Origin of the sequence: Kluyvera ascorbata ATCC 33433, from assembly GCF_000735365.1 — a bacterium.
Classification (GTDB): Bacteria; Pseudomonadota; Gammaproteobacteria; order Enterobacterales; family Enterobacteriaceae; genus Kluyvera; species Kluyvera ascorbata.
The window spans coordinates 1-25,733 of sequence record NZ_JMPL01000040.1; the positions used below are offsets into that span (position 1 = coordinate 1).

The 25,733-nt window shown below is 54.3% G+C and carries 25 protein-coding genes and 1 pseudogene; 18 read left to right on the top strand and 8 right to left on the bottom strand.

Annotation, left to right across the window (positions count from 1 at the left end; all coding sequences use genetic code 11):
- Both rarD and yigI read right to left on the bottom strand, forming a co-directional pair.
- The coding region (rarD, locus tag GKAS_RS11525) for an EamA family transporter RarD (protein WP_035894399.1) at window positions 1-643 on the bottom strand (643 nt) is incomplete at its 3' end.
- 50 nt (window positions 644-693) lie between these two features.
- Entirely contained in the window at window positions 694-1,161 is a 468-nt protein-coding gene (yigI, locus tag GKAS_RS11530; protein WP_035894400.1) for an acyl-CoA thioesterase YigI, read from the bottom strand.
- A 161-nt stretch (window positions 1,162-1,322) separates the two neighbouring features.
- Between yigI and pldA the strand changes: the two genes are divergently transcribed.
- The 3 genes from pldA to rhtC all read left to right on the top strand — a co-directional run bounded on the left by pldA (window position 1,323) and on the right by rhtC (window position 4,841).
- On the top strand, window positions 1,323-2,189 hold the full coding sequence (pldA, locus tag GKAS_RS11535; RefSeq protein ID WP_035894401.1) for a phospholipase A: 867 nt from the start codon (window positions 1,323-1,325) through the stop codon (window positions 2,187-2,189).
- Between the two features lie 117 nt (window positions 2,190-2,306).
- Window positions 2,307-4,136, top strand: coding sequence for an ATP-dependent DNA helicase RecQ (gene recQ / locus GKAS_RS11540; protein WP_115074751.1), 1,830 nt, complete (start codon window positions 2,307-2,309; stop codon window positions 4,134-4,136).
- A gap of 81 nt (window positions 4,137-4,217) precedes the next feature.
- On the top strand, window positions 4,218-4,841 hold the full coding sequence (gene rhtC, locus GKAS_RS11545; protein ID WP_035894405.1) for a threonine export protein RhtC: 624 nt from the start codon (window positions 4,218-4,220) through the stop codon (window positions 4,839-4,841).
- Window positions 4,842-4,886: 45 nt separating this feature from the next.
- On the opposite strand, the gene GKAS_RS11550 is transcribed toward rhtC, so the two are convergent.
- On the bottom strand, window positions 4,887-5,771 hold the full coding sequence (locus tag GKAS_RS11550) for an Rpn family recombination-promoting nuclease/putative transposase (RefSeq protein ID WP_035894407.1): 885 nt from the start codon (window positions 5,769-5,771) through the stop codon (window positions 4,887-4,889).
- A gap of 153 nt (window positions 5,772-5,924) precedes the next feature.
- Window positions 5,925-6,545, bottom strand: a complete 621-nt coding sequence (rhtB, locus tag GKAS_RS11555) for a homoserine/homoserine lactone efflux protein (RefSeq protein ID WP_035894409.1) — start codon at window positions 6,543-6,545, stop codon at window positions 5,925-5,927.
- A 109-nt stretch (window positions 6,546-6,654) separates the two neighbouring features.
- Between rhtB and pldB the strand changes: the two genes are divergently transcribed.
- The 3 genes from pldB to GKAS_RS11570 all read left to right on the top strand — a co-directional run bounded on the left by pldB (window position 6,655) and on the right by GKAS_RS11570 (window position 9,474).
- Window positions 6,655-7,647, top strand: coding sequence for a lysophospholipase L2 (gene pldB / locus GKAS_RS11560; RefSeq protein WP_035894411.1), 993 nt, complete (start codon window positions 6,655-6,657; stop codon window positions 7,645-7,647).
- A gap of 41 nt (window positions 7,648-7,688) precedes the next feature.
- Window positions 7,689-8,489 (top strand): sugar/pyridoxal phosphate phosphatase YigL, encoded by an 801-nt coding sequence (gene yigL, locus GKAS_RS11565; RefSeq protein WP_035894413.1) that lies wholly within the window; start codon window positions 7,689-7,691, stop codon window positions 8,487-8,489.
- Window positions 8,490-8,574: 85 nt separating this feature from the next.
- Window positions 8,575-9,474, top strand: a complete 900-nt coding sequence (locus GKAS_RS11570) for a carboxylate/amino acid/amine transporter (RefSeq protein WP_035894414.1) — start codon at window positions 8,575-8,577, stop codon at window positions 9,472-9,474.
- On the opposite strand, the gene metR is transcribed toward GKAS_RS11570, so the two are convergent.
- Complete coding sequence (gene metR / locus GKAS_RS11575) at window positions 9,362-10,315, bottom strand: HTH-type transcriptional regulator MetR (protein ID WP_035894415.1); 954 nt, start codon at window positions 10,313-10,315, stop codon at window positions 9,362-9,364. The two genes, GKAS_RS11570 and metR, sit on opposite strands and share 113 nt — an antisense overlap.
- A gap of 235 nt (window positions 10,316-10,550) precedes the next feature.
- Between metR and metE the strand changes: the two are divergent.
- Window positions 10,551-12,811: pseudogene (gene metE, locus GKAS_RS11580) on the top strand (5-methyltetrahydropteroyltriglutamate--homocysteine S-methyltransferase).
- Window positions 12,812-12,856: 45 nt separating this feature from the next.
- On the opposite strand, the gene GKAS_RS11585 reads toward metE, so the two are convergent.
- Window positions 12,857-13,669, bottom strand: a complete 813-nt coding sequence (locus tag GKAS_RS11585) for a dienelactone hydrolase family protein (RefSeq protein WP_035894417.1) — start codon at window positions 13,667-13,669, stop codon at window positions 12,857-12,859.
- A 237-nt stretch (window positions 13,670-13,906) separates the two neighbouring features.
- Between GKAS_RS11585 and udp the strand changes: the two genes are divergently transcribed.
- Window positions 13,907-14,668 carry a uridine phosphorylase gene (udp, locus tag GKAS_RS11590; protein ID WP_035894418.1) on the top strand — a complete coding sequence of 254 codons (762 nt, stop codon included), beginning with the start codon at window positions 13,907-13,909 and terminating at the stop codon, window positions 14,666-14,668.
- Between the two features lie 47 nt (window positions 14,669-14,715).
- Here udp and GKAS_RS11595 read toward each other — a convergent pair whose 3' ends face one another.
- Window positions 14,716-15,153: a CZB domain-containing protein gene (locus GKAS_RS11595; protein ID WP_035894419.1), complete on the bottom strand. Its 438-nt coding sequence runs from the start codon at window positions 15,151-15,153 to the stop codon at window positions 14,716-14,718.
- Between the two features lie 417 nt (window positions 15,154-15,570).
- Here GKAS_RS11595 and rmuC point away from each other — a divergent pair, with 417 nt between their 5' ends.
- The 8 genes from rmuC to tatD all read left to right on the top strand — a co-directional run bounded on the left by rmuC (window position 15,571) and on the right by tatD (window position 22,666).
- The gene (rmuC, locus tag GKAS_RS11600) at window positions 15,571-16,980 is read left to right on the top strand and encodes a DNA recombination protein RmuC (protein WP_035894421.1); all 1,410 of its coding nucleotides are present in this window, start codon (window positions 15,571-15,573) and stop codon (window positions 16,978-16,980) included.
- Between the two features lie 100 nt (window positions 16,981-17,080).
- Window positions 17,081-17,836: a bifunctional demethylmenaquinone methyltransferase/2-methoxy-6-polyprenyl-1,4-benzoquinol methylase UbiE gene (gene ubiE / locus GKAS_RS11605; protein ID WP_035894422.1), complete on the top strand. Its 756-nt coding sequence runs from the start codon at window positions 17,081-17,083 to the stop codon at window positions 17,834-17,836.
- Between the two features lie 14 nt (window positions 17,837-17,850).
- Window positions 17,851-18,456 carry a ubiquinone biosynthesis protein UbiJ gene (ubiJ, locus tag GKAS_RS11610; protein ID WP_035894423.1) on the top strand — a complete coding sequence of 202 codons (606 nt, stop codon included), beginning with the start codon at window positions 17,851-17,853 and terminating at the stop codon, window positions 18,454-18,456.
- Complete coding sequence (gene ubiB / locus GKAS_RS11615; RefSeq protein WP_035894424.1) at window positions 18,453-20,093, top strand: ubiquinone biosynthesis regulatory protein kinase UbiB; 1,641 nt, start codon at window positions 18,453-18,455, stop codon at window positions 20,091-20,093. The genes ubiJ and ubiB overlap by 4 nt, the downstream gene beginning before the upstream one ends.
- A gap of 201 nt (window positions 20,094-20,294) precedes the next feature.
- Window positions 20,295-20,549 carry a Sec-independent protein translocase subunit TatA gene (tatA, locus tag GKAS_RS11620; RefSeq protein ID WP_035894425.1) on the top strand — a complete coding sequence of 85 codons (255 nt, stop codon included), beginning with the start codon at window positions 20,295-20,297 and terminating at the stop codon, window positions 20,547-20,549.
- Between the two features lie 3 nt (window positions 20,550-20,552).
- A complete protein-coding gene (tatB, locus tag GKAS_RS11625) occupies window positions 20,553-21,074 on the top strand; it encodes a Sec-independent protein translocase protein TatB (RefSeq protein ID WP_035894426.1) in 522 nt (173 codons plus the stop codon).
- Window positions 21,075-21,076: 2 nt separating this feature from the next.
- The gene (tatC, locus tag GKAS_RS11630; protein WP_035894427.1) at window positions 21,077-21,841 is read left to right on the top strand and encodes a Sec-independent protein translocase subunit TatC; all 765 of its coding nucleotides are present in this window, start codon (window positions 21,077-21,079) and stop codon (window positions 21,839-21,841) included.
- A gap of 30 nt (window positions 21,842-21,871) precedes the next feature.
- Window positions 21,872-22,666: a 3'-5' ssDNA/RNA exonuclease TatD gene (gene tatD / locus GKAS_RS11635; protein ID WP_167540414.1), complete on the top strand. Its 795-nt coding sequence runs from the start codon at window positions 21,872-21,874 to the stop codon at window positions 22,664-22,666.
- A 1-nt stretch (window position 22,667) separates the two neighbouring features.
- On the opposite strand, the gene rfaH is transcribed toward tatD, so the two are convergent.
- Window positions 22,668-23,156 carry a transcription/translation regulatory transformer protein RfaH gene (rfaH, locus tag GKAS_RS11640; RefSeq protein ID WP_035894429.1) on the bottom strand — a complete coding sequence of 163 codons (489 nt, stop codon included), beginning with the start codon at window positions 23,154-23,156 and terminating at the stop codon, window positions 22,668-22,670.
- Between the two features lie 163 nt (window positions 23,157-23,319).
- Between rfaH and ubiD the strand changes: the two genes are divergently transcribed.
- Together ubiD and fre are read left to right on the top strand one after the other, a co-directional pair.
- Entirely contained in the window at window positions 23,320-24,798 is a 1,479-nt protein-coding gene (gene ubiD / locus GKAS_RS11645; RefSeq protein WP_035894430.1) for a 4-hydroxy-3-polyprenylbenzoate decarboxylase, read from the top strand.
- Window positions 24,799-24,885: 87 nt separating this feature from the next.
- On the top strand, window positions 24,886-25,587 hold the full coding sequence (fre, locus tag GKAS_RS11650; RefSeq protein ID WP_035894431.1) for an NAD(P)H-flavin reductase: 702 nt from the start codon (window positions 24,886-24,888) through the stop codon (window positions 25,585-25,587).
- Window positions 25,588-25,733 lie beyond the last annotated feature (146 nt).

The following is a 25,733-nucleotide window of genomic DNA, read 5'->3' on the forward strand; positions in this document are numbered from 1 at the left end:
GCAGATTCAGCGACCATGAGTTGCTGCCCATGTGGCTGGTGGCGCTATCGGCGATGCCGAACAGATAAATTGCGGCCACGGGAAGCAGCCAGAGCGTCTCAAACAGCATGCCTGTCTGCGCATCGACGGCAATTTTCTTACGCACCAGCCCGTAGAAGGCAAAGCTAAACGCCAGCCCCAGCGCAATGATTGGCAGCGAGCCAAAGGTCCAGAGCTGTACCAGAACGCCGCAAATCGCCAGCGCAACGGCTAACCACTGCATCCGACGAAAACGCTCGCCGAGGAAAATCATCCCCAACAGAATATTCACCAACGGGTTGATGAAGTAGCCGAGGCTCGCCTCCAGCATATGGTGGTTATTGACCGACCAGATAAACAGCAGCCAGTTGCCGCCGATTAATACTGCCGATAGCGCGAGCAGGAAGATCTTCTTTGGGGTCTTCAGCAGCGTTTTGACCTGCGACCACTGACGGCTAATGCTGATGAGCGCCACCATAAAGAAAAATGACCAGATAACACGGTGGGTCAGGATTTCATCGGCTGGAACGTAGTAAATCAGCTTGAAGTAGGCTGGAGCGATGCCCCAGATGAAATAGGCGGCAAGGGCCAGAAGCACGCCTTGTCGCGTTTGTTTGGGATCCATGTGAAACATCCATTTCGAAAAAGTAACGCAATTTTACGCGATTCTGGCGGTTATCCCACCATATAAGTCGCCGTGGCGCTGGCGATATGCGTTTTCTCTTCGTTGTGCAATTCAACGCGGGCAACGGCAACCTTATTGCCTGCGCGCAGCAGCGTGCTGGAAGCGGTAAAGCGCGTGCCGCGCCCTGGGCGAAGATAATCGACGCGCAGGTCGATGGTGCCCATTTTTGATAGCCGCTGTCTCAGCTCATCTTCATTGATGGTGTCATGGCGTGCCAGCGTGCTGCCCACACATACCAGGCCTGCCGCGACGTCCAGCGCCGAGGCGATCACCCCGCCGTGTAGGATACTTTGCGCCCAGTTGCCGACCATCATTGGCTGGTTGTTGAAACTCAGCTGTGCGAACGCTTTCTCATAGACCTCTAGCTCCAGATTCAACGCCCGATTGAACGGCATGTGGTAGACAAAAATTTCGCCAACCAGCTTGAGTGCGGCTTCCGCGGTGAGTTCTGCAGACATAGTAACCTTACATTTCATTGTTAATAAAATGTTGATTTTATGCCTATTGGATGTTGATTTCTACTTTCGGAAAGGTTTGATGAGCAAGAACCACGTAAACGGGTAGAATACGTGTCAATTTGTTATCCATTATTTATATATATATCAGGGGAAGTTGATTGATGCGGATCTCACTAAGTGGGCTGCTGGCGCTGCTACTGCCTGTCGTGGCGCTGGCGCAGGAAGCGACAATTAAAGAAGTACATGATGTACCCGCGGTGCGCGGCAGTATTATCGCCAACCTCCTACAAGAGCATGATAATCCGTTCACGCTTTATCCCTACGAAAGCAACTATCTGCTCTACACCTGGACCAGCGACCTTAATAAAGAGGCGATTCGAACCTATGATTGGGCTGAGAATGCGCGGAAAGACGAGGTGAAATTCCAGCTTAGCCTGGCGTTCCCGCTGTGGCGCGGCATTCTGGGTGATAACTCGGTGCTGGCCGCCTCATATACTCAGCGCTCCTGGTGGCAGATGTCCAACAGCGATGAGTCGGCGCCATTTCGTGAGACCAACTATGAGCCGCAGCTCTTCCTCGGCTTTGCCACCGACTACCGCTTCGCCGGCTGGACGCTTCGTGATGTGGAAGTGGGCTACAACCACGATTCTAACGGCCGCTCGGACCCAACTTCCCGTAGCTGGAACCGCCTGTACACGCGCTTAATGGCGCAGAACGGCAATTGGTTGGTTGAAGTGAAGCCCTGGTACGTGATTGGCGATACCGACGATAATCCGGATATCACCAAATATATGGGCTACTACCGGCTGAAAATCGGCTATCAGCTGGGAGATGCCGTGCTCAGCGCGCAGGGGCAATATAACTGGAACACCGGCTACGGCGGCGCTGAGCTTGGCGTCAGCTATCCGATCAGTAAGCACGTTCGCCTCTATACTCAGGTGTACAGTGGATACGGCGAATCGCTTATCGACTATAACTTTAACCAGACTCGCGTTGGGGTCGGGGTGATGCTTAACGATCTGTTTTAAGAGCAATTCCTGCGGTTTGTTGCGAGCATGGCCGAAGGAATTCGTCTAAAACGTTGCAGTTTGGCACGCGGGCGCTGAAAATAGCGCCTGTTTTTATTTAACGGTAATGGGGTCAATGTGGCACAGGCGGAAGTTTTAAATCAGGAATCGCTGGCTAAACAGGTTTTGCAAGAGACCTTTGGCTACCAGCAGTTCCGTCCTGGCCAGGAAACCATTATCGACACCGTGCTGGAAGGGCGCGACTGCCTGGTCGTGATGCCAACCGGCGGCGGCAAATCGCTGTGCTATCAAATTCCTGCGCTGGTGCTTAACGGCCTGACAGTGGTGGTTTCACCGCTGATCTCGCTGATGAAGGACCAGGTCGATCAGCTGCTGGCGAACGGCGTGGCGGCGGCTTGTATCAACTCCACTCAAACCCGTGAACAGCAGCAAGAGGTGATGGCCGGCTGCCGCACCGGGCAGATTCGCCTGCTGTACATCGCCCCGGAACGCCTGATGCTGGATAACTTCCTTGAGCATCTGGCACACTGGAATCCGGCGATGCTGGCGGTCGATGAAGCACACTGTATCTCGCAGTGGGGACATGATTTCCGCCCGGAATATGCCGCCCTGGGTCAACTGCGTCAGCGCTTCCCATCGCTGCCGTTTATGGCGCTGACGGCTACCGCCGACGACACCACGCGTAGCGATATTGTCCGTTTGCTGGGGCTGAACGATCCGTTTATCCAAATCAGCAGCTTTGACCGCCCGAATATTCGCTACATGCTGATGGAGAAGTTTAAGCCCATCGACCAGTTGATGCGCTACGTGCAGGAGCAGCGCGGTAAATCCGGCATTATTTACTGTAATAGCCGTGCGAAGGTGGAAGACACCGCAGCCCGTTTGCAGAGCCGTGGCATCAGCGCGGGGGCTTATCACGCCGGGCTTGAAAACAACGTGCGCGCCGACGTGCAGGAGAAATTCCAGCGCGACGACCTGCAAATTGTCGTCGCTACCGTGGCTTTCGGGATGGGTATCAACAAGCCCAACGTTCGTTTCGTGGTGCACTTCGACATTCCGCGCAATATCGAATCCTACTATCAGGAGACCGGTCGTGCTGGCCGAGACGGCCTGCCGGCGGAAGCGATGCTGTTTTACGACCCGGCAGATATGGCGTGGCTGCGCCGCTGTCTGGAAGAAAAGCCAGAGGGCATGTTGCAGGATATTGAACGGCATAAGCTCAACGCGATGGGGGCGTTTGCTGAAGCGCAGACCTGCCGTCGCCTGGTGCTGCTCAACTATTTCGGCGAAGGTCGCCAGGAGCCGTGCGGTAACTGCGATATCTGCCTCGACCCGCCTAAACAGTACGACGGCGTGCAGGATGCGCAGATTGCGCTCTCAACCATTGGCCGGGTTAACCAGCGCTTTGGGATGGGCTATGTCGTTGAGGTGATTCGCGGTGCGAACAGCCAGCGTATTCGCGAGTTCGGACACGATAAACTGAAAGTCTATGGAATGGGGCGAGACAAAAGTCATGAGCATTGGGTGAGCGTCATTCGCCAGCTTATCCACTTAGGTTTTGTCACCCAGAATATTGCCCAGCATTCGGCGCTACAGCTTACCGACGCATCCCGCCCGGTGCTGCGCGGCGAAGCGCTGTTGCAGCTTGCCGTACCGCGTATCGTGGCGCTGAAGCCGCGCGTGATGCAGAAAGCGGCAGTAGGCAATTACGACAAGCAGCTGTTTGCCAAGCTGCGCAAGTTGCGTAAAGCCATTGCCGATGAAGAAAATATCCCGCCTTATGTGGTCTTCAACGACGCGACGCTGATTGAAATGGCAGAACAGATGCCTATCTCTCCGAGCGATATGCTCAGCGTCAACGGCGTCGGCACGCGTAAGCTCGAGCGTTTTGGCCGTGAGTTTCTGGCGCTTATCCGCGCTCACGTCGACGGCGACGATGAGGAGTAGTCAGTTCGTGGAAAAAGTGCAAAGATAGTTACTCACTGTACTATTTTCCGCGAATTTATCGCCCCGTTTGGTAGGTCTATCATGATTACGCTGTTTCTGACCGTCGCGCTGGTGCACATCATTGCTTTGATGAGCCCGGGGCCGGACTTCTTTTTTGTCTCCCAGACTGCCGTTAGCCGCTCGCGCAAAGAGGCGATGATGGGCGTACTGGGGATCACCTGTGGCGTGATGGTCTGGGCTGGCGTTGCGCTGCTCGGTCTGCACCTGATTATCGAAAAAATGGCGTGGCTGCACACCATCATTATGGTCGGCGGCGGTCTGTACCTGTGTTGGATGGGCTACCAGATGCTGCGCGGGGCGCTGAAGAAAGAGAAAGTCGATTCAGCCGAAGAACCGCAGGTTGAACTGGCTCAGGGCGGGCGCAGCTTTATGAAAGGCCTGCTGACTAACCTCGCTAACCCAAAAGCGATTATCTACTTTGGTTCGGTGTTCTCGCTGTTTGTTGGCGATAACGTCGGCGCGGGCGAGCGCTGGGGGATCTTCCTGTTGATTATCCTTGAAACGCTGGCCTGGTTTACCGTAGTGGCGAGCCTGTTTGCGCTGCCCGCTATGCGTCGCGGCTACCAGCGTGCGGCGAAGTGGATTGATGGCGTGGCGGGCACGTTATTCGCGGGCTTCGGCATTCACCTGATTATTTCGCGCTAAGTGATTGGCCCACTCGGTGTTGTCATCGAGTGGGCTATGCGGTGTTTAGTGGCGGAGTTGCTGGAGTTCATCATGGGAAAGTCCGGTGATCTCAGTGATGATGTCGCTATCAATGCCCCTTTCCAGCATGGCTTTTGCAATATCCTGCGTTGCGGCAAGTTTACCTTCCTGAATCCCTTCTTTATGTAGCTGTTCTGCCATGGTCATAAGCTTTTCTCCATGCTGCGGCACGCGCTGTGCCAATCCATACAATAGTTTTTGAACATCCTGGGCTTGTCCGGCCTGCATCAGGTAGTTTACCAGTACGGTTATTTGTTGTCCGCTGGTGTGTCCCAGAATAAACAAACTGGCTAGCTTGTCTTGTAGCAGCGCCATATCCCTCTGGCGAATATGCTTCTGCACCAGGGTCAGCGCCGCCATGCTGCGGTGTTGCATAATCTCATCATCGGGGATGACAGTAATATCCACTAATGGAAAAGGCGAGGTGTAGAGTTGACGTGCAGCAACAGGATCGCTGAACGCATCCAGCCAACTTAGCGACCAGGGATAAGGGCTGCGCTTTCCGTGATAAAACAGAATGGGGATCACCAGCGGTAAGGTTTTATGACCGGCTTCGAGATGACGCTGCATGGCGGAAACGGCGTAACGCAGTAGCCTGAAGGCCATATGCTTATCCGGGGTACTTTGATGCTCGATAAGCACGTGAACATAGCCGCGACCGGTGGTGGTTTTCAGAGAGTAGATGATATCGCTGTAGTAGGGGCGCAGGTCGTCTTCGATAAAACTCCCCGATTCCAGCCGTAGCGTCTCTAGCTTGCAGAGTCGGAGAAGCTGAGCGGGGAGATGAAGGCTAATAAAATCCCGCGCCGTATCAGCGCAGGAAAGGAAGGTTTTAAAGACCGCATCATGCGGTGTGGCTGTCTCCGTCATCGTTTATCATCCGTGAATGAAAAGTCTGGCGGCATTCTGTTACTGAGCCTATTTGTCGCTTAGCGATAATTCGAGCTCTCTTTCCGGGATGCGTAACCGCTCGCGCGATTTTGTCAGCGAGTTATCCCCGCGACAAAATTTTGTGCGCCGGATTCAGGCGTGGCGAGCCGACGCCAGCAGCGCCCCTACCAGCATAAACAGCGAACCAAACACCTTATTCAGTGCCTTCATCTGCTTCGGCCCTTTAATCCACGCCGAGATCCGCTGCGCCAGCGTGGCATAGCCAATCATCACGATGATATCGACAACGATAGTCGTCACCCCAAGAATCAGGTACTGCATAATCTGCGGCTGATGCGGCACAATAAACTGTGGGAATAGCGCGGCCAGGAACACAATGCTTTTTGGATTGGTGAGGTTGACGAATACCGCGCGCTGAAACAGCTTGCCGCGGCTTTGCGTCTTCGCCAGCGTTTTCAGGTCGATGGAGCCTGCGGCGCGCCATTGCTGAATACCAAGCCAGATAAGGTATGCGGCACCCGCCCATTTCAGCACCTCAAAGGCTAGCAGGGAGCGCGAGAAGAGTGTCCCGAGGCCTACGCCAACCAGCACGATGTGTATCGCCAGGCCGGTTTGAAGACCGGCAATCGATGCTGCTGCTCCGCGATAGCCATGGTTAATCGAGGTGGTCATCGTGTTGATCGCCCCTGAGCCCGGAGAAAGGCTAAGAATTATGGATGTGAGCAGGTAGGCGAACCACCATTCGAAGGTCATGAGAAACTCCCTGATTGTCTGTTTTTATGCCACAATACGCTATTGTCCAGACGTTGTGTTATGCGTCAAAAAAAAATGATTTTCAGCGGTTAGCAGGGGTGGAAGCCCGATGTTTCGACAGCAAAAGGATTGGAATACAAGAGAAAACGCGTTTGCTGCCTTTACGACCGGCCCGCTGATGGATTTCTGGCGGGGGCGAGAGGAAGCAGAGTTTATCGGCGTTGATAGCGTTCCGGTACGGTTCGTGCGGTTCAGTTCGCCTGCGCATGACAGCGTGATTGTGGTCTGCCCCGGGCGAATTGAAAGCTACGTAAAGTATGCTGAACTGGCGTACGATCTTTTCCATAGCGGCTTTGATGTACTGATTATTGACCACCGTGGTCAAGGACGTTCCGGGCGCATGTTGTCCGATACCCATCGCGGCCACGTGGCGAAATTCAGCGACTATGTCGACGATCTGGCTGCGTTCTGGCAGCAACAGGTGCTGCCGGGACACTGGCGGCGTCGGTTTATCCTCGCCCACTCGATGGGCGGGGCTATCGCAACGCAGTTTTTGCAGCGTAATCCGCAAGGCTGTGACGCCATCGCGCTTTGTGCGCCGATGTTCGGTATTATTATGCGCCTGCCGGAATGGGTAGTCAGGCCACTTCTCGATTGTGCTGAGGGCCATCAGCGTCTTCGGGAAGGTTATGCAATGGGAACAGGCCGATGGCATGCCTTGCCATTTGGTATTAATGTCCTGACCCACAGCCGCGAACGCTATCGGCGTAACGTTCGTTTTTATGCCGATGAACCCCGATTGCGCGTGGGCGGCCCCACGTATCACTGGGTCAGAGAAGGTATCCTGGCAGGGGAGCAAATCCTCGCCGGTGCTGCAAAAGAGACGTTTCCTGTTCTGCTGATTCAGGCAGAGGAAGAACGCGTCGTTGATAATCGCATGCACGATCGTTATTGCGAGCTTCGCGCCGAAGCGGGCCATCCTTGTGATGGCGGTAAGCCGCTTGTCATACAGGGCGCCTATCATGAGATCCTTTTTGAAAAGGACGCTATGCGCTCAGTCGCACTCACTGCCATCGTCGATTTTTTCCATCGACATCGTTAATTCGGCGCCAGCGCCGCACTGTTTAGAGGTTAAATTCGAATATGTACCAGGTTGTTGCGTCTGATTTAGATGGCACCTTACTCTCCCCTGACCACCACTTAACGCCGTATGCGAAAGAAACGCTGAAGCTGCTCACCGAGCGCGGTCTGAATTTTGTTTTCGCTACCGGCCGCCACTACATCGATGTGGGCCAGATTCGCGATAATCTGGGGATCAAATCCTACATGATCACCTCCAACGGCGCGCGCGTACACGATGCTGACGGAAAACAGGTCTTCGCCCATAATCTCGACCGCGATATCGCCGCCGATCTCTTCGGCATCGTGAATGCGAATCCGGACATCGTCACCAACGTTTATCGTGAAGACGAATGGTTTATGAACCGCCACCGCCCGGAAGAGATGCGTTTCTTCAAAGAAGCGGTCTTCAACTACACCCTGTATGAACCAGGTATGCTGGAGCCGGAAGGGGTCAGCAAGGTGTTCTTCACCTGCAACGACCACGAAACGCTGCTGCCTTTGGAACAGGCAATTAACGCGCGCTGGGGCGATCGCGTCAACGTCAGCTTCTCCACGCTCACCTGTCTGGAAGTGATGGCGGGCGGCGTGTCGAAAGGTCATGCGCTGGAAGCGGTGGCGAAAGCGATGGGCTATACCCTGAAAGACTGCATCGCCTTTGGCGATGGGATGAACGACGCTGAAATGCTGTCGATGGCGGGGAAAGGCTGCATTATGGAAGGCGCGCACCAGCGTCTGAAAGACCTGCATCCGGAGCTTGAAGTGATCGGCTCAAACGCCGATGACGCAGTCCCGCACTTCCTGCGAGACATGTATCTGCGTTAATTATCAACAGCTGACTATTTAGTGGTCAGTTGTCAACCAACAACTCCGCTACAATGAATGCTCATCTTCCTATGAGACATTCATTGTGGCGCTCCTGATTATTACCACGATTCTGTGGGCTTTCTCTTTTAGCTTCTACGGCGAGTACCTTGCCGGGCACGTCGACAGCTACTTTGCGGTACTGGTGCGCGTAGGCCTGGCGGCGCTGGTCTTCCTGCCGTTTCTGCGCACCCGCGGGCACAGCCTGAAAACCGTTGGTTTGTACATGCTGGTGGGCGCAATGCAGCTAGGCATCATGTACATGCTGAGCTTCCATGCTTATCTCTACCTCACCGTGTCTGAATTGCTGCTGTTTACCGTCCTCACGCCGCTCTACATCACGTTGATTTATGACCTGATGAGCGGCCGCCGCCTGCGCTGGAGCTACGCGTTTAGCGCGCTGCTGGCGGTGATCGGCGCGGGGATTATTCGCTATGACCATATCACCAACCATTTCTGGACGGGGCTTATCCTGGTGCAGCTTTCCAATATCGTCTTTGCGATTGGCATGGTGGGCTATAAGCGACTGATGGAAACCCGACCGATGCCGCAGCATAACGCCTTTGCCTGGTTCTACCTTGGGGCGTTTCTGGTGGCGACGGTGGCCTGGATGCTGCTCGGCAACGCGCAGAAAATGCCGCAGACTCTCCCGCAGTGGGGGATTCTGGTGTTCCTCGGCGTGGTGGCTTCGGGGATTGGTTACTTTATGTGGAACTACGGTGCCACGCAGGTGGATGCAGGCACCTTAGGGATTATGAACAATATGCATGTCCCGGCAGGACTGCTGGTGAACCTGGCTATCTGGCATCAACAGCCTCACTGGCCGAGCTTCCTTACAGGGGCTGCGGTGATACTGGCCTCACTGTGGGTGCATCGCCATTGGGTCGCTCCGCGTTCTTCACGAACGGCAGATGATCGCAAGCGTGGTTCCGCGCTGAGCGAATAAACGCATCCGTCACCGGCTGACGCTGCTCGCCATCGCGCACGGCGGCGTACAGTCGGCTCCACAGCCCTTCGCCCAGGGTTTTGGTCACAATCAGACCCTGGCGCTCGAAACTCTCCACCACCCAGTGCGGCAGGGCGGCAATGCCCATCCGTGCAGCAACCATCTGCACCAACAGCAACGTGTTATCAACGCTTTTCAGCTGTGGGCTTATGCCAGCAGGCTGCAGGAAATGACGCCAGATATCCAGACGCTGGCGCTGTACCGGGTAAATCAGCAGCGTTTCTGATGCCAAATCTTCCGGCGTAATGCGTGCTTTGGTTGCCAGCGGATGATCCGGCGACAGGACCAGTCGCACTTCAAAATCAAACATCGGCGAATAGTGCAGGCCGCTGCGAGGCAGGATGTCAGAGGTGAGCACCACATCCAGCTCGCCCTGTTGGAGGGCAGGCTGCGGGTCGAAGGTCACGCCGGACTTAAAGTCCATTTCAACCTGCGGCCACTGCTTACGGAAATTCTCCAGCGCAGGGGTCAGCCACTGAATACAGCTATGACATTCGATGGCGATGCGAAGGGTAGTCTGCTGCGGCTCATGGCACGCCTGCAGCGCTTGGGCTATCTGCGGCAGCACCTGGTTCGCCAGCTGCAGCAGGATTTCACCCTGCGGGGTAAAGCGCAGCGGCTGGCTTTTACGTACGAATAGCCGGAAGCCAAGGCGCTGTTCCAGATCGCTGAACTGGTGAGACAGGGCGGATTGGGTCTGATGCAGCGTCGCCGCGGCGGCTGCCAGAGAACCACTGTTCCGCAACGCCTGGAGCGTTTTCAGATGTTTAATTTCGATCATGAAAGTCCTTCACTTCGGCATGAACAATTTGCGCTTGAGGATTATACAGTACATTCACATTATGGATGTGTAAACATCTGGACGGCTAAAATCCTTCGTCTTTTAAATTTATGGTGCGTTGGCTGCGTTTATTCACCCCAGTCACTTACTTAAGTAAGCTCCCGGTGATTCATAAACTTGCCGCTTTCCCTAAATTGAAAATCCAAAGGATTTCAACAATTAAGAGAGGCATATGATGACTATTCAAAACCACACCCTCGGTTTCCCTCGTGTTGGACTGCGTCGCGAGCTGAAAAAAGCGCAAGAGAGCTATTGGGCGGGTAACGCCTCCCGTGAAGAACTGCTGGCCGTTGGCCGCGAGCTGCGTGCCCGTCATTGGGAGCAGCAGAAGCAAGCGGGTATCGACCTGCTGCCGGTGGGCGATTTCGCCTGGTACGATCATGTACTGACCACCAGTCTGCTGTTAGGCAACGTCCCGGCTCGCCATCAGAACAACGATGGCTCTGTCGATATCGACACCCTATTCCGTATTGGCCGTGGCCGCGCACCGACCGGTGAACCTGCGGCGGCGGCAGAAATGACCAAATGGTTTAACACCAACTATCACTACATGGTGCCTGAGTTCACCAAAGGCCAGCAGTTCAAGCTGACCTGGACCCAACTGCTGGATGAAGTCGACGAAGCGCTAGCGCTCGGCCACAACGTGAAGCCTGTCCTGCTCGGGCCGGTAACCTATCTGTGGCTGGGGAAAGTGAAAGGTGAGCAGTTTGACCGTCTGACCCTGCTAAACGACATCCTGCCGGTGTACCAGCAGGTACTGGCTGAGCTGGCTAAACGCGGTATTGAGTGGGTGCAGATTGATGAACCAGCGCTGGTTCTCGAACTGCCGCAGGCGTGGCTGAACGCTTTTAAACCAGCCTATGATGCGCTGCAGGGGCATGTGAAGCTGCTGCTCACCACCTATTTCGAAGGCGTGACGCCGAATCTGGACACCATCGCCGCGCTGCCGGTACAGGGACTGCATGTTGATTTGGTACACGGTAAAGATGACGTTGACGCGCTACATCAGCGCCTGCCGGGGGATTGGCTGCTCTCCGCTGGTCTGATTAATGGTCGTAACGTCTGGCGCGCCGATCTCACCGAAAAGTATGCGCAGATTAAAGCGCTGGTTGGAAAACGTGAACTCTGGGTCGCCTCTTCCTGCTCCCTGCTGCACAGCCCTATCGACCTGAGCGTTGAAACCCGTCTGGATGCGGAAGTGAAGAGCTGGTTCGCCTTCGCCCTGCAAAAATGCGGTGAGCTGGCGCTGCTTCGCGATGCGTTGAATACCGGCAACGCGGCGGCGCTGGTCGAGTGGAGCGCGCCGATTCAGGCTCGTCGTCACTCAACCCGCGTACACAATGCAGCGGTGGAACAGCGTTTGGCGGCGATTACTGCCAAAGATAGCCAGCGCACGAGCGCCTACCCGGAGCGCGCTGAAGCGCAGCGTGCGCGCTTTAACCTGCCCGCGTGGCCGACCACAACCATTGGCTCATTCCCGCAAACCACGGAAATCCGCAGTCTGCGTCTGGACTTCAAAAAGGGTAACCTGGATGCCAACCACTACCGCACCGGGATCGCCGAACATATCAAGCAGGCGATTATTGAGCAGGAGCGTCTGGGCCTTGATGTGCTGGTGCACGGTGAAGCCGAGCGTAACGACATGGTGGAATATTTCGGTGAACACCTTGATGGCTTCGTCTTCACCCAGAACGGCTGGGTGCAGAGCTACGGTTCCCGCTGTGTGAAGCCACCGATTGTCATCGGCGATGTTAGCCGCCCGGAAGCGATCACCGTGGAGTGGGCGAAGTACGCCCAGTCTCTGACCGACAAGCCGGTGAAAGGTATGCTGACCGGCCCGGTCACGATTCTTTGCTGGTCCTTCCCGCGTGAAGACGTGACCCGCGAAACGATCGCCAAACAGATTGCGCTGGCGCTGCGTGATGAGGTGGCGGACCTGGAAGCGGCCGGCATTGGTATTATTCAGATTGACGAACCGGCGCTGCGTGAAGGTCTGCCGTTACGTCGCAGCGACTGGGCGGCCTATCTGGAGTGGGGTGTGGAAGCTTTCCGTATCAACGCGGCGGTGGCGAAAGACGATACTCAAATCCACACTCACATGTGTTACTGCGAATTCAACGACATCATGGATTCTATTGCGGCGCTGGATGCGGATGTTATTACCATTGAAACCTCCCGTTCAGACATGGAGCTTCTGGAGTCGTTTGAGGAGTTCGACTACCCGAACGAAATCGGGCCGGGCGTTTATGATATTCACTCACCGAACGTACCGAGCGTGGAGTGGATTGAAGCCCTGCTGAAAAAGCGGAGCAGCGTATTCCGGCAGAACGTTTGTGGGTGAACCCGGACTGCGGTCTGAAAACTCGCGGCTGGCCAGAAACCCGTGCGGCGCTGGCGAACATGGTAAAAGCGGCGCAAAACCTGCGTCAGGCGTAAAAAATGAAACGGAGGCATTGGCCTCCGTTTCACTCTATATAAGGCTTAGCCTTTTTTCCCATTGTACTGCGCAAACCATGCCAGCATGCGCTGCCAGCCGTCTTTGGCCGACTCTTCATGATAGCTTGGGCGATAATCAGCGTTAAACGCATGCCCGGCTTCTGGATAAACCACGATGTCTGCTTTCGCATTCGCCGCGCGCAGGGCATGACGCATGGTTTCGACGGACTCCAGCGGGATCCCGGTATCCTCTCCACCGTACAGCCCCAGCACCGGCGCGCTCAGATCGACGGCGATATCTATCGGGTTTTTTGGGTTGTTCAGCGTTTTATCACCGACCAGACGGCCATACCAGGCAACGGCGGCTTTCAACTGCGGGTTGTGCGCGGCATAGAGCCACGTAATGCGCCCACCCCAGCAAAAGCCGGTGATGCCCAAGCGGCTGGCGTCACCACCGTTACGCGCAGCCCAACTGGCAACGTGATCGAGGTCGGCCAGAACCTGCGCATCGGGAACTTTTGAGACCAGGCCAGCAAACAGTGTAGGTATGTCAGCGTAATCATTAGGATCGCCCTGACGGAAGTAGAGCTCTGGTGCGATCGCCAGATAACCCTCCAGCGCCAGACGGCGGCAAATATCACGGATGTGTTCGTGGACACCAAAAATCTCCTGCACTACGATGATTATCGGCAGCGGCGCGTCGCTGTGCTTGGGGCGCGCGTGGTACGCCGGCAACATCTCACCTTGTGAAGGAATAGACGTTTCTCCCGCTGAGATGCTCTCGTCGGAGGTATGAACAGCGGTTGAGGCATGAGGCGAAGCAGCAGGGGCAAATCCAGGTTGTTTGTTGATTGTCATGGCATTCTCCGTACCCTTTTAATGAACTCATAGCTGAATCACAGTGCCTGAATACGGCGTATTTTTGTGCAGCAGGTGATAACAATAACTTGTTAATGTGATGTGAATCACTAATTGCGTGGAATTTAATGTAATATTTTTAATTCTTAGTGATGGTAGTCACGAAAAGATGTTGTGGTCTTCTATAAAGTACATTTTTGCTTCTTCTGACAAAACTGAACCACAGAGGAGTTCTTTATGTCCAAGTCTGATGTTTTTCATCTCGGCCTCACCAAAAGTGACCTTCAAGGGGCTACGCTGGCCATCGTCCCTGGTGACCCGGAGCGTGTGGAAAAGATCGCCGCGCTGATGGAAAAGCCGGTAAAACTGGCATCTCACCGTGAATTCACTTCCTGGCGTGCCGAGCTCGACGGCAAGTCAGTGATCGTTTGCTCTACCGGCATCGGTGGACCATCCACTTCTATCGCCGTGGAAGAGCTGGCGCAACTGGGTATTCGTACTTTCCTGCGCGTGGGTACCACTGGCGCTATTCAGCCGAATATTAACGTCGGTGACGTACTGGTCACGACGGCTTCCGTTCGTCTGGACGGGGCGAGCCTACATTTTGCACCGATGGAATATCCAGCTGTTGCTGACTTCGCGTGTACGACTGCACTGGTAGAAGCGGCGAAATCAGTAGGCGCGACCACTCATGTGGGCGTTACCGCCTCTTCTGACACCTTCTACCCGGGTCAGGAACGTTATGACACCTTCTCCGGTCGCGTAGTAAGAAACTTCAAAGGCTCCATGGAAGAGTGGCAGTCAATGGGCGTGATGAACTATGAGATGGAGTCCGCGACGCTGCTGACCATGTGCTCAAGCCAGGGTCTGCGCGCAGGGATGGTTGCTGGGGTTATTGTTAACCGCACCCAGCAGGAAATCCCAAATGCTGAGACCATGAAGCAGACTGAAAGCCACGCGGTGAAAATCGTGGTGGAAGCGGCACGCCGCCTGCTGTAATCAGGTCTGAGATGATTGAAGGCCTCATTATGAGGCCTTTTTTGTATTTAGCGCTGTGAGGCTTCCAGCAATGCGCCAAGCGACAGTCCTACTTCTTCAGACAATGGCATTAGATCATTACTGACGGCGGCGAAGGCATCCAGAAAATGGCCTTTCTGATGTAACGCAACGATATTCCCAGCGCATTGATGAAATTTTGCATGCAGAATGCGGAAGTGTTCGTATTCAGGATAGTTGGCGAATGATGCACCTTCGTTGTATATCCATTTCCCTACCTGGCAGACTGCATCGCTGGAAACCTGCGTAATATCAAAATCGTGTCCTCTATTCTCACGCAATGCAGTTAACCAACGTTCTCGCCAGGCAATATGATAGGCAATTGCCTCTTCGAGTATCAGACCATTTAAGTTTTGCTTCTCCCTGGGGACTCCAAGAGCGGCATCTTCTCCGGCAATTCTTTTTTTTATCCATGTCCCAAATTCCATAATATTCTCCGTTAGTTATTGTGTTCATTGAGGTGATAAAATAAAGCAGTGATTCAGCGTTTATTTAAAATAGAGCTGTAAAAATGAAAAAACAAGAATCAGATGTTTATTGATTTTTTGTATATTAGTGGCGCCAGTGTCTGAGTGAGAACTAATTTTCGATAGATTATCTTGAATGTTTTTGTCAGGCAATAAAAACACAGTGGTAATTTGTGACACGCTTTTGTTTTAACGTATTAAATATATTTCTCTACTCTATTTTATTTGTTTAAAATAAAATTACTTATTTTTTAATTTACCTTATGAATATTTAATAATGATTTTTGCGCTGAGCCTCGCAGGAAACCGCTTTAAAACTGGACGTTTATACAGCACAATTCTATTTTGTGCAGATAACGGGTTTAAGTAGGGGGCGTTGTGGATATTGCCGTAGTGATTTATGCGTTGGTCGCGCTGGCGGGCATAGCGATTGGCTGGCTGGCCGCAAGCTATCGTGTTGCGCAGCAGCGGGCCGAACAGCTAGCTGAAGAGCGTGATGTGTACGCTGAGCTCAGCGCGGCAAAGCAGCAAATTGCCCAGAACGCCCATTGGCGTGAAGAGTGCGAACTGCTCAACAATGAACTGCGCAGCCTGCGAGAAATCAACTCGTCGCTGGAAGTTGATCTACGAGAGGTCACTACGCTGCTGGAGACCACGAGGCAGCACGGTGATGAAAAATACCGTTTGATGCTCAACAGCGAACAGCGTCTGAGCGAACAGTTTGAAAATCTGGCTAACCGTATTTTCGAGCAGAGTAACCGCCGTGTGGAGGAGCAAAACCGCCAGAGCCTGCATGGTCTGCTTACGCCGCTTCGTGAACAGCTTGATGGTTTTCGCCGTCAGGTTCAGGAAAGTTTTGGTCAGGAGGCGCGCGAGCGTCACACCCTGGCGCATGAAATTCGCAACCTCCAGCAGCTCAATGCCCAGATGGCGCAGGAAGCGGTTAACCTGACTCGTGCGCTAAAAGGCGACAACAAAACCCAGGGAAACTGGGGTGAAGTGGTGCTCACGCGTGTGCTGGAGGCATCTGGTCTGCGTGAAGGGCACGAATATGAAACTCAGGTGAGTATCAACACCGATGCCAATTCCCGTATGCAGCCTGACGTTATCGTGCGCCTGCCGCACCGCAAAGACGTGGTGGTGGATGCCAAAATGACGCTGGTGGCCTACGAGCGCTACTTTAACGCCGAAGATGATTACACCCGCGAAGCCGCACTGCAGGAACATATTGCTGCAGTGCGTAACCACATTCGGATGCTGGGGCGCAAAGATTACCAGCAGCTCCCGGGGCTGCGTTCACTGGACTATGTCCTGATGTTTATTCCCGTCGAACCGGCATTCCTGCTGGCGCTGGACCGCCAGCCCGAGCTTATCAGCGAAGCGCTCAAAAACAATATCATGCTGGTGAGCCCGACCACGCTGCTGGTGGCGCTGCGGACAATCGCCAATCTCTGGCGCTATGAGCATCAAAGCCGAAATGCGCAGCATATTGCTGAACGCGCGAGCCGCTTATATGACAAAATGCGCCTTTTCGTGGACGACATGTCGGCCATTGGCCAGAGTATCGATAAAGCGCAGGAAAACTACCGGCAGGCGATGAAAAAGCTCACTACCGGGCGCGGCAACCTGCTAACGCAGGCCGAAGCGTTCCGCCACCTCGGGGTGGAGGTAAAACGCGAGATTAATCCGGAACTGGTTGAACAGGCGACGGCACAGGACGATGATTTTCGTCTGCGTGACGACACAGATACGAATGATGACAATCCGTTAGCCGCAGAACGTCGCTAAGACGCTCGCCGCACGGGTTTGGTAACGGGGTGGAATCGTAGGGCAATTGCGTCCAATCTGTTACACTCCATGAACATTTTCTTGATAAGCAGGCATAGAGATGGTTGAGGATTCACAAGAAACGACGCACTTTGGCTTTCAAACAATCGCCAAATCACAGAAAGAAAACATGGTGGCGCATGTCTTCCATTCTGTCGCCGCAAAATACGATGTGATGAATGATCTGATGTCATTCGGTATTCATCGTCTCTGGAAGCGTTTTACCATTGATTGCAGCGGCGTGCGCCGTGGACAGACGGTCCTCGATCTGGCGGGCGGCACCGGTGACCTGACGGCAAAATTTTCGCGTATGGTCGGTGAAACCGGCCGCGTGGTGCTGGCAGATATCAACGACTCCATGCTCAAAATGGGGCGTGAGAAGCTGCGTAATATCGGCGTAGTGGGTAATGTGGAATACGTACAGGCTAACGCCGAAGCGCTGCCGTTCCCGGATAATACCTTTGACTGCATCACCATCTCTTTTGGTCTGCGTAACGTCACCGACAAAGACAAAGCGCTGCGTTCAATGTATCGCGTACTGAAGCCTGGTGGACGCCTGCTGGTGCTGGAGTTCTCCAAGCCGGTTATCGACCCACTGAGCAAAGCTTACGATGCTTATTCGTTCCACATTCTGCCGCGTATTGGCGAAATGGTGGCGAACGATGCAGAAAGCTATCGCTATCTGGCGGAATCTATTCGTATGCACCCCGATCAGGACACCCTGAAAGGGATGATGCAGGATGCCGGGTTGGAAAACGTTGAGTACTTCAACCTGACTGCCGGGATTGTCGCGCTGCATCGCGGCTATAAATTCTGATAAGCGGGGGCCGTATGCCTTTAAAACCCTTAGTGACCGGCAGTATTGAAACCGCCATTAATGCGCTGCTATGGCGTGAAAAGGCGTTGAAACCTGCCCGTCAGCGTCTTATCGGAAAAGTATTACGCATTGAGCTGAAAGAGTTTTCTTCTCCGCTGGTGCTGATTTTTAGTGAGCGTCAGGTTGACGTGGTCGGCGCGTGGGACGGCGAGGCGGATTGCACCGTTATTACACGTGTCAGCGTATTGCCTCAACTGCGCAACCGTCAGCAGCTCACGGCGCTCATCCGCAATAACGACCTGGAAGTGCAGGGCGATCTTCAGGTAGTGCAAAACCTGGTTTCGCTGGCGGATCTGGCAGAGTTCTCTCCTGCAGAACTGCTGGCGCCCTATACCGGTGATGTGGCGGCAGAGGGGATCAGCAAAGCGCTGCGCGGTGGGGCGAAGTTCATTCAGCACGGGCTGGCACGCCAGCAGCGCTATGTGGCGGAAACCCTGACTGAAGAGTGGCGACTGGCTCCCGGCGCGCTGGAAGTGGCCTGGTTTGCGGAAGAAACAACGGCCGTTGAGCGTGATATTGCCGCGCTGACGAAACGGTTGGAAAAACTGGAGGGGAAATGACGCCAGGAGAATTACGGCGCCTGTATTTTATCATCCGCACCTTTTTGAGTTACGGGCTTGATGAGCTCATTCCCAAAATGCGTGTCACGCTGCCGCTGCGTATTGGGCGTCGGCTGCTGTTCTGGATGCCAAATCGCCACAAGGATAAATCGTTAGGCGAACGTCTGCGTCTGGCATTACAGGAGCTTGGCCCGGTATGGATCAAATTTGGGCAGATGCTCTCTACCCGCCGCGACCTTTTCCCTCCGCAAATTGCCGACCAGCTCATCATGCTGCAAGACCGCGTGGCACCGTTCGACGGTAAGCTGGCGAAACAGCAGATTGAAAAATCGATGGGCGATATTCCCGTTGAAAGCTGGTTTGATGATTTTAGCATCGAGCCGCTGGCTTCGGCCTCCATTGCTCAGGTGCACACTGCTCGCCTGAAAGAGAACGGCAAAGAGGTGGTCATTAAGGTTATCCGCCCGGATATTTTGCCGATTATCAAAGCGGACATGAAGCTTATCTATCGCCTGGCGCGCTGGGTACCTCGCCTGCTGCCGGACGGTCGTCGTCTGCGCCCGCTTGAAGTGGTGCGCGACTATGAAAAAACGCTTATTGACGAACTGAACCTGCTGCGCGAAGCGGCAAACGCCATTCAGCTGCGCCGTAACTTCGAAAACAGCCCGATGCTATACGTGCCGGAAGTCTATTCCGACTACTGCCGCGTTGACATGCTGGTGATGGAGCGCATCTACGGTATTCCGGTCTCTGACGTAGAGACGCTGGAAAAACAGAATACCAATATGAAACTGCTGGCCGAACGCGGCGTGCAGGTCTTCTTCACCCAGGTGTTCCGCGACAGCTTCTTCCACGCGGACATGCACCCGGGGAATATTTTCGTCAGCTATGAGCACCCGGAAGACCCGCAGTACATCGGCATCGACTGCGGTATCGTTGGCTCGCTCAACAAAGACGACAAGCGCTATCTGGCGGAAAACTTTATTGCCTTCTTTAACCGCGATTACCGTAAGGTGGCAGAACTGCACGTCGATTCAGGCTGGGTTCCTGCGGACACCAACGTGGAAGAATTTGAGTTTGCTATCCGCACCGTCTGTGAGCCGATTTTTGAAAAACCGCTGGCTGAGATCTCCTTCGGCCACGTGCTGCTGAACCTGTTTAACACCGCCCGACGCTTCAATATGGAAGTTCAACCGCAACTGGTGTTGCTACAAAAGACATTACTTTACGTAGAAGGGGTAGGACGTCAGCTCTATCCTCAGTTAGATTTATGGAAGACGGCGAAGCCTTTCCTCGAGTCATGGCTGAAAGACCAGGTTGGTATTCCGGCACTGGTTCGCGCACTGAAGGACAAAGCGCCGTTCTGGATTGAAAAGATGCCGGAACTGCCGGAGCTGGTATATGACAGCCTTCGTCAGAGTAAGCAGGTTCAGGCGAGCCTTGAGAAACTCTCGCAGAATCTGACGACGCATCATACCCGTCAGGGGCAATCGCGTTATCTCTTTGGTATAGGCGCGGTTTTACTCCTGAGCGGTACAATATTGCTAGTTAATCGCCCGGAATGGGGCCTGACACCCGCATGGCTTATGGCCGGAGGGCTGGTGGTATGGTTCGCCGGGTGGCGGAAGACGCGCTGAATTATGCGTCGCTAAGAGAGCGTTGCATAACGTATAATGCGCGCTGATTATTTCATCATCTATGCACAAAATCATTCAAGCTGCATCAAGGCGGCAAGTGAGTGAATCCTCAGGAGCTTACTGTAGTAAGTGACTGGGGTGAACGAACGCAGCCAACGCAGAGGCAGCTTGAAGGATGAAGTGTATATCAGAGGGACATGTATGGGTGGTATTAGTATTTGGCAGTTGCTGATTATCGTCGTTATCGTAGTTCTGCTTTTCGGGACTAAAAAGCTGAGCTCACTGGGATCCGATTTAGGTTCGTCTATCAAAGGCTTTAAAAAAGCCATGAGTGATGAAGACGACACCAAAAACAAAGCGGACCAGGATGCAGATTTCACTGCAAAATCAATCACTGATAAGCAGGAAAGTGCAAAGAAAGACGAAGCGAAACGCCACGACAACGAGCAGGTGTAATTCGTGTTTGATATTGGTTTCAGTGAACTGCTGCTGGTGTTTATTATTGGCCTTGTTGTGCTGGGGCCAAAACGCTTACCGGTAGCAGTGAAGACGGTTGTTGGCTGGATCCGCGCGCTGCGCTCTCTGGCGACAACCGTACAAAACGAGCTGACGCAGGAGCTTAAACTCCAGGAATTTCAGGACAGCCTGAAAAAAGTGGAGAAAGCGAGTCTGGATAACCTGACGCCAGAACTGAAGGCCTCCATGGACGAGCTGCGTGAAGCTGCAGAGTCGATGAAGCGTTCTTATACGGCGAACGACCCTGAAAAGGCGAGCGACGAGGCCAATACCATCCATAACCCGGTGGTGAAGGATAAGGACGCTGTGAAGCCGGAAGTTGCTGAGCCGCACGTTGACGAGCCTAAAGCGTCGTCAGCGGAGGCACCTGCGCCTGACGCCGAGGCAGTAAAGCCTGTAGAGAAAGAAAAAGTCCCTGCGGCCGCTGTTCCTGATTCATCCCCCGCATCGAGTGATAAACCGTAAACATGAGCGTAGAAGATACTCAACCGCTGATCGCTCATTTGATTGAGCTGCGCAAGCGCCTGCTCAACTGCATCATTGCGGTCATCGTGATTTTCCTGGCGTTGGTCTACTTCGCCAATGACATCTATCAGATGGTCTCCGCCCCGCTGATTAAGCAGATGCCGGCTGGCGCGACGATGATTGCCACCGACGTGGCGTCGCCGTTCTTTACGCCTATCAAGCTGACCTTTATGGTCTCGCTGATTCTGTCCGCCCCGGTCATCTTGTATCAGGTTTGGGCATTTGTGGCACCTGCGCTGTACAAGCATGAACGTCGATTGGTCGTGCCGCTGCTGGTTTCCAGTACTCTACTGTTCTACATCGGCATGGCGTTCGCCTACTTTGTGGTGTTCCCGCTGGCATTTGGCTTCCTGACGCATACCGCGCCGGAAGGGGTGCTGGTCTCGACCGATATTAAGAGCTACCTCGATTTTGTCATGTCGCTGTTCATTGCGTTCGGCGTGTCGTTCGAGGTGCCGGTGGCGATTGTGCTGCTCTGCTGGGTGGGTGTTACCACGCCGGACGATCTGCGGAAAAAACGCCCGTACGTGCTGGTTGGCGCCTTCGTTGTTGGCATGCTGCTAACGCCGCCGGATGTGTTCTCGCAAACGCTGCTGGCGATTCCGATGTACTGTTTGTTCGAAGTGGGGGTTTTCTTCTCTCGCTTCTACGCTGGGAAGCGGCTAACGCGTGATGAAGACGCGGAAGAAGAACAAGCTGAAGAATAATCACCAACCGCCCGCCAGGGCGGTTGTCATATGGGAGTGATGATGTTTGACATTGGGGTCAATCTGACCAGCTCACAGTTTGCTCGCGATCGCGATGAAGTGGTCGCACGAGCACGCACCGCCGGTGTACACGGCATGCTGCTAACGGGCACAAACCTTCACGAAAGCGAAGAAGCGCAGCGGCTGGCTGAACGCTTTGAATGCTGCTGGTCTACCGCTGGCGTGCATCCGCATGATGCCAGCAGCTGGTCTGCGGAAGTCGCTGAAGCCATCTACACGCTGGTCAATAAGCCGGAGGTGGTGGCGGTGGGCGAGTGTGGTCTCGATTTTAATCGCAACTTCTCTACGCCAGCCGAACAGGAAGTGGCGTTTACCGCGCAGCTGGCAATGGCCGCTGAACTCGGCATGCCGGTGTTTCTACACTGCCGCGACGCGCACGACCGTTTTCTCACCCTGCTGGAACCGTGGCTCGACCATCTACCTGGCGCGGTGCTGCACTGCTTTACCGGAACGCGGCATGAAGCGCAGGCGTGCCTGGATCGCGGGCTGTCGATTGGCATTACCGGCTGGGTATGCGATGAGCGTCGTGGGCTCGAACTTCGTGAACTGCTGCCGATGATTCCGGCGGACAGGTTACTGCTGGAAACGGATGCACCGTACCTGCTGCCGCGCGATATGATGCCAAAGCCAGCCTCACGGCGTAATGAACCTGCCTACGTGACGCATATTCTGGAGCGGGTTGCGAATTGGCGCGGTGAAGAGGCGCAATGGCTGGAAGCCGTCACGGACAATAACGCCAGACGGCTGTTTAATATCCACTTTTAAGTCAGGCTTTGCGGAAATCGGTGTTTTTAACGCTCTGCTTAATCTGTTTATTCAGCAGGTTGAGCAGCAGCATTGAACGTGCTTCACCGTCCGGCTCGGCAAAGATTGCCTGCAGCCCTTCGAATGCACCTTCGGTGATCACCACGCTGTCGCCAGGGTACGGCGTTTCCGGGTCGGTAATATCGTCAGGTTTATAAATGGAAAGCTGATGGATAACCGAAGACGGCACCGTTGCCGGGCTCATCCCAAAACGAACAAAATGGCTGACGCCGCGGGTGGCGTTGATGGTGGTGGTGTGAATAACCTCAGGGTCAAATTCCACAAACAGATAGTTCGGGAACAGCGGCTCACTGACTGACGTGCGTTTCCCTCGCACCATTTTCTCCAGGGTGATCATTGGCGTCAGGCAGTTGACCGCCTGTCGTTCCAGATGTTCCTGGGCACGCTGAAGTTGCCCGCGTTTGCAGTATAGTAAGTACCAGGCTTGCATAATGACTCATTTCCGCTGTTTAGCGCGAAAGCATAACAAAAGTACGGCTAAATCGCGATGTTGATTATTACTGCCTTGATTTACTTTAATTTAACAAAAATACAGCATCACAGGACCATTCGCCGTATACTAAGGCGCTTACCAGGAGGCCAAGAATTACCCCATGAAATACCATGACCTACGCGACTTTCTGACATTGCTCGAACAGCAGGGCGAGCTAAAACGTATTAGCCTCCCGGTTGATCCCCATCTGGAAATTACCGAAATTGCCGATCGCACGCTGCGTGCCGGTGGTCCAGCGCTGCTGTTTGAAAATCCAAAGGGTTACGACATGCCAGTGCTGTGCAACCTGTTCGGCACGCCCAGGCGCGTCGCGATGGGGATGGGGCAGGAAGATGTCAGCGCATTGCGCGAAGTGGGTAAGCTCTTAGCCTTTCTGAAAGAACCGGAGCCGCCGAAAGGCTTCCGCGACCTGTTCGACAAGCTGCCGCAGTTTAAGCAGGTGTTGAACATGCCAACCAAACGCCTGCGCGGCGCCCCTTGCCAGCAAAAGATTATCGCCGGTGATGACGTTGATTTGTCTCGCATTCCGGTGATGACCTGCTGGCCAGAAGATGCCGCGCCGCTGATTACCTGGGGTCTGACGGTGACCCGTGGCCCGCATAAAGAGCGGCAGAACCTGGGTATCTATCGCCAGCAGGTGATTGGCAAAAACAAACTGATTATGCGCTGGCTGTCGCATCGCGGCGGCGCGCTGGACTTCCAGGAGTGGTGTGCGGCGCATCCGGGCGAACGCTTCCCGGTATCCGTTGCGCTTGGCGCTGACCCGGCGACCATTCTGGGCGCGGTAACGCCGGTGCCGGATACGCTCTCTGAGTATGCTTTTGCGGGCCTGCTGCGCGGTACTAAAACGGAAGTGGTGAAGTGTATTTCTAACGATCTGGAAGTGCCCGCCAGCGCGGAAATCGTGCTGGAAGGGTATATCGAGATTGGCGAGATGGCACCGGAAGGCCCGTATGGCGACCATACCGGTTATTACAACGAAGTGGATAGCTTCCCGGTCTTCACCGTCACGCATATTACCCAGCGTGAAGATGCTATCTACCACTCCACGTATACCGGTCGTCCGCCGGATGAACCCGCGGTGCTGGGCGTGGCGCTGAATGAAGTCTTCGTGCCAATCCTGCAAAAACAGTTCCCGGAGATTGTTGATTTCTACCTGCCGCCGGAAGGGTGTTCCTATCGCCTTGCCGTGGTGACGATGAAAAAACAGTATGCGGGGCATGCAAAACGCGTAATGATGGGTGTATGGTCGTTTTTACGCCAATTTATGTACACAAAATTCGTGATTGTCTGCGATGATGACGTCAACGCACGCGACTGGAACGATGTGATATGGGCGATTACCACCCGAATGGATCCCGCTCGGGATACGGTTCTGGTCGAGAACACGCCGATTGATTATCTGGATTTCGCCTCGCCGGTTTCCGGCCTGGGGTCGAAAATGGGCCTGGATGCCACCAATAAATGGCCTGGGGAAACCCAGCGCGAATGGGGCCGTCCTATTAAGAAAGATCCCGCCGTTACGGCGCGTATCGATGAAATCTGGGACGAGCTGGCCATTTTCTCCGACGATAAATGATAATGATCTCCTTTGAGACCTTCACGCCGCAGACAACGCATCCGCAGCGTGAAGTGTGATGAGGAAAAGACCCGACAGAGGGAGCGCATGACAACCTTAAGCTGTAAAGTGACCTCGGTGGACGCCATTACCGATACGGTATATCGCGTTCGTTTAGTACCCGAAGCTGACTTCTCATTTCGTGCCGGGCAGTACCTGATGGTCGTAATGGATGAACGTGACAAGCGCCCGTTCTCTATGGCTTCTACGCCGGATGAAAAGGCGTTTATTGAGCTGCATATCGGCGCGTCAGAGCTGAACCTGTACGCCATGGCGGTAATGGACCGCATCCTCAAAGAACGTGAAGTGGTTGTCGATATCCCACACGGTGAAGCCTGGCTGCGTGAAGAAGACGATCGTCCGTTAGTGCTGATTGCTGGCGGCACCGGCTTCTCTTATGTGCGTTCAATTCTGCTGACCGCATTGACGCAAAACCCGAACCGCGAAGTGGCGATTTACTGGGGTGGCCGTGAAGAGAAGCATCTGTACGATCTCTCTGAGCTGGAAGCACTGTCGGTAAATCATCCGAACCTGCGCGTGGTGCCGGTAGTTGAGCAACCGGAAGAAGAGTGGCGCGGACGTTCTGGTACCGTACTGACGGCGGTACTGCAAGATTACGGCACGCTGGCGAATCACGATATTTATATCGCTGGTCGTTTTGAAATGGCGAAGATTGCCCGTGACCTGTTCTGCAACGAACGTCAGGCGCGTGAAGATCGCCTGTTCGGCGATGCGTTTGCCTTTATCTGATAAGTAATAAAAAACCCGCCCCTGACAGGCGGGAAGAACGGCAACTAAACTTTGTTGTGTTGTCGACCTGTGCGACGCTTGCGTCGCCATCCGGCGTGTTTGCCGGTGGCGCTGTGCTTGCCCGGCAAACCATAACGGTATACTGC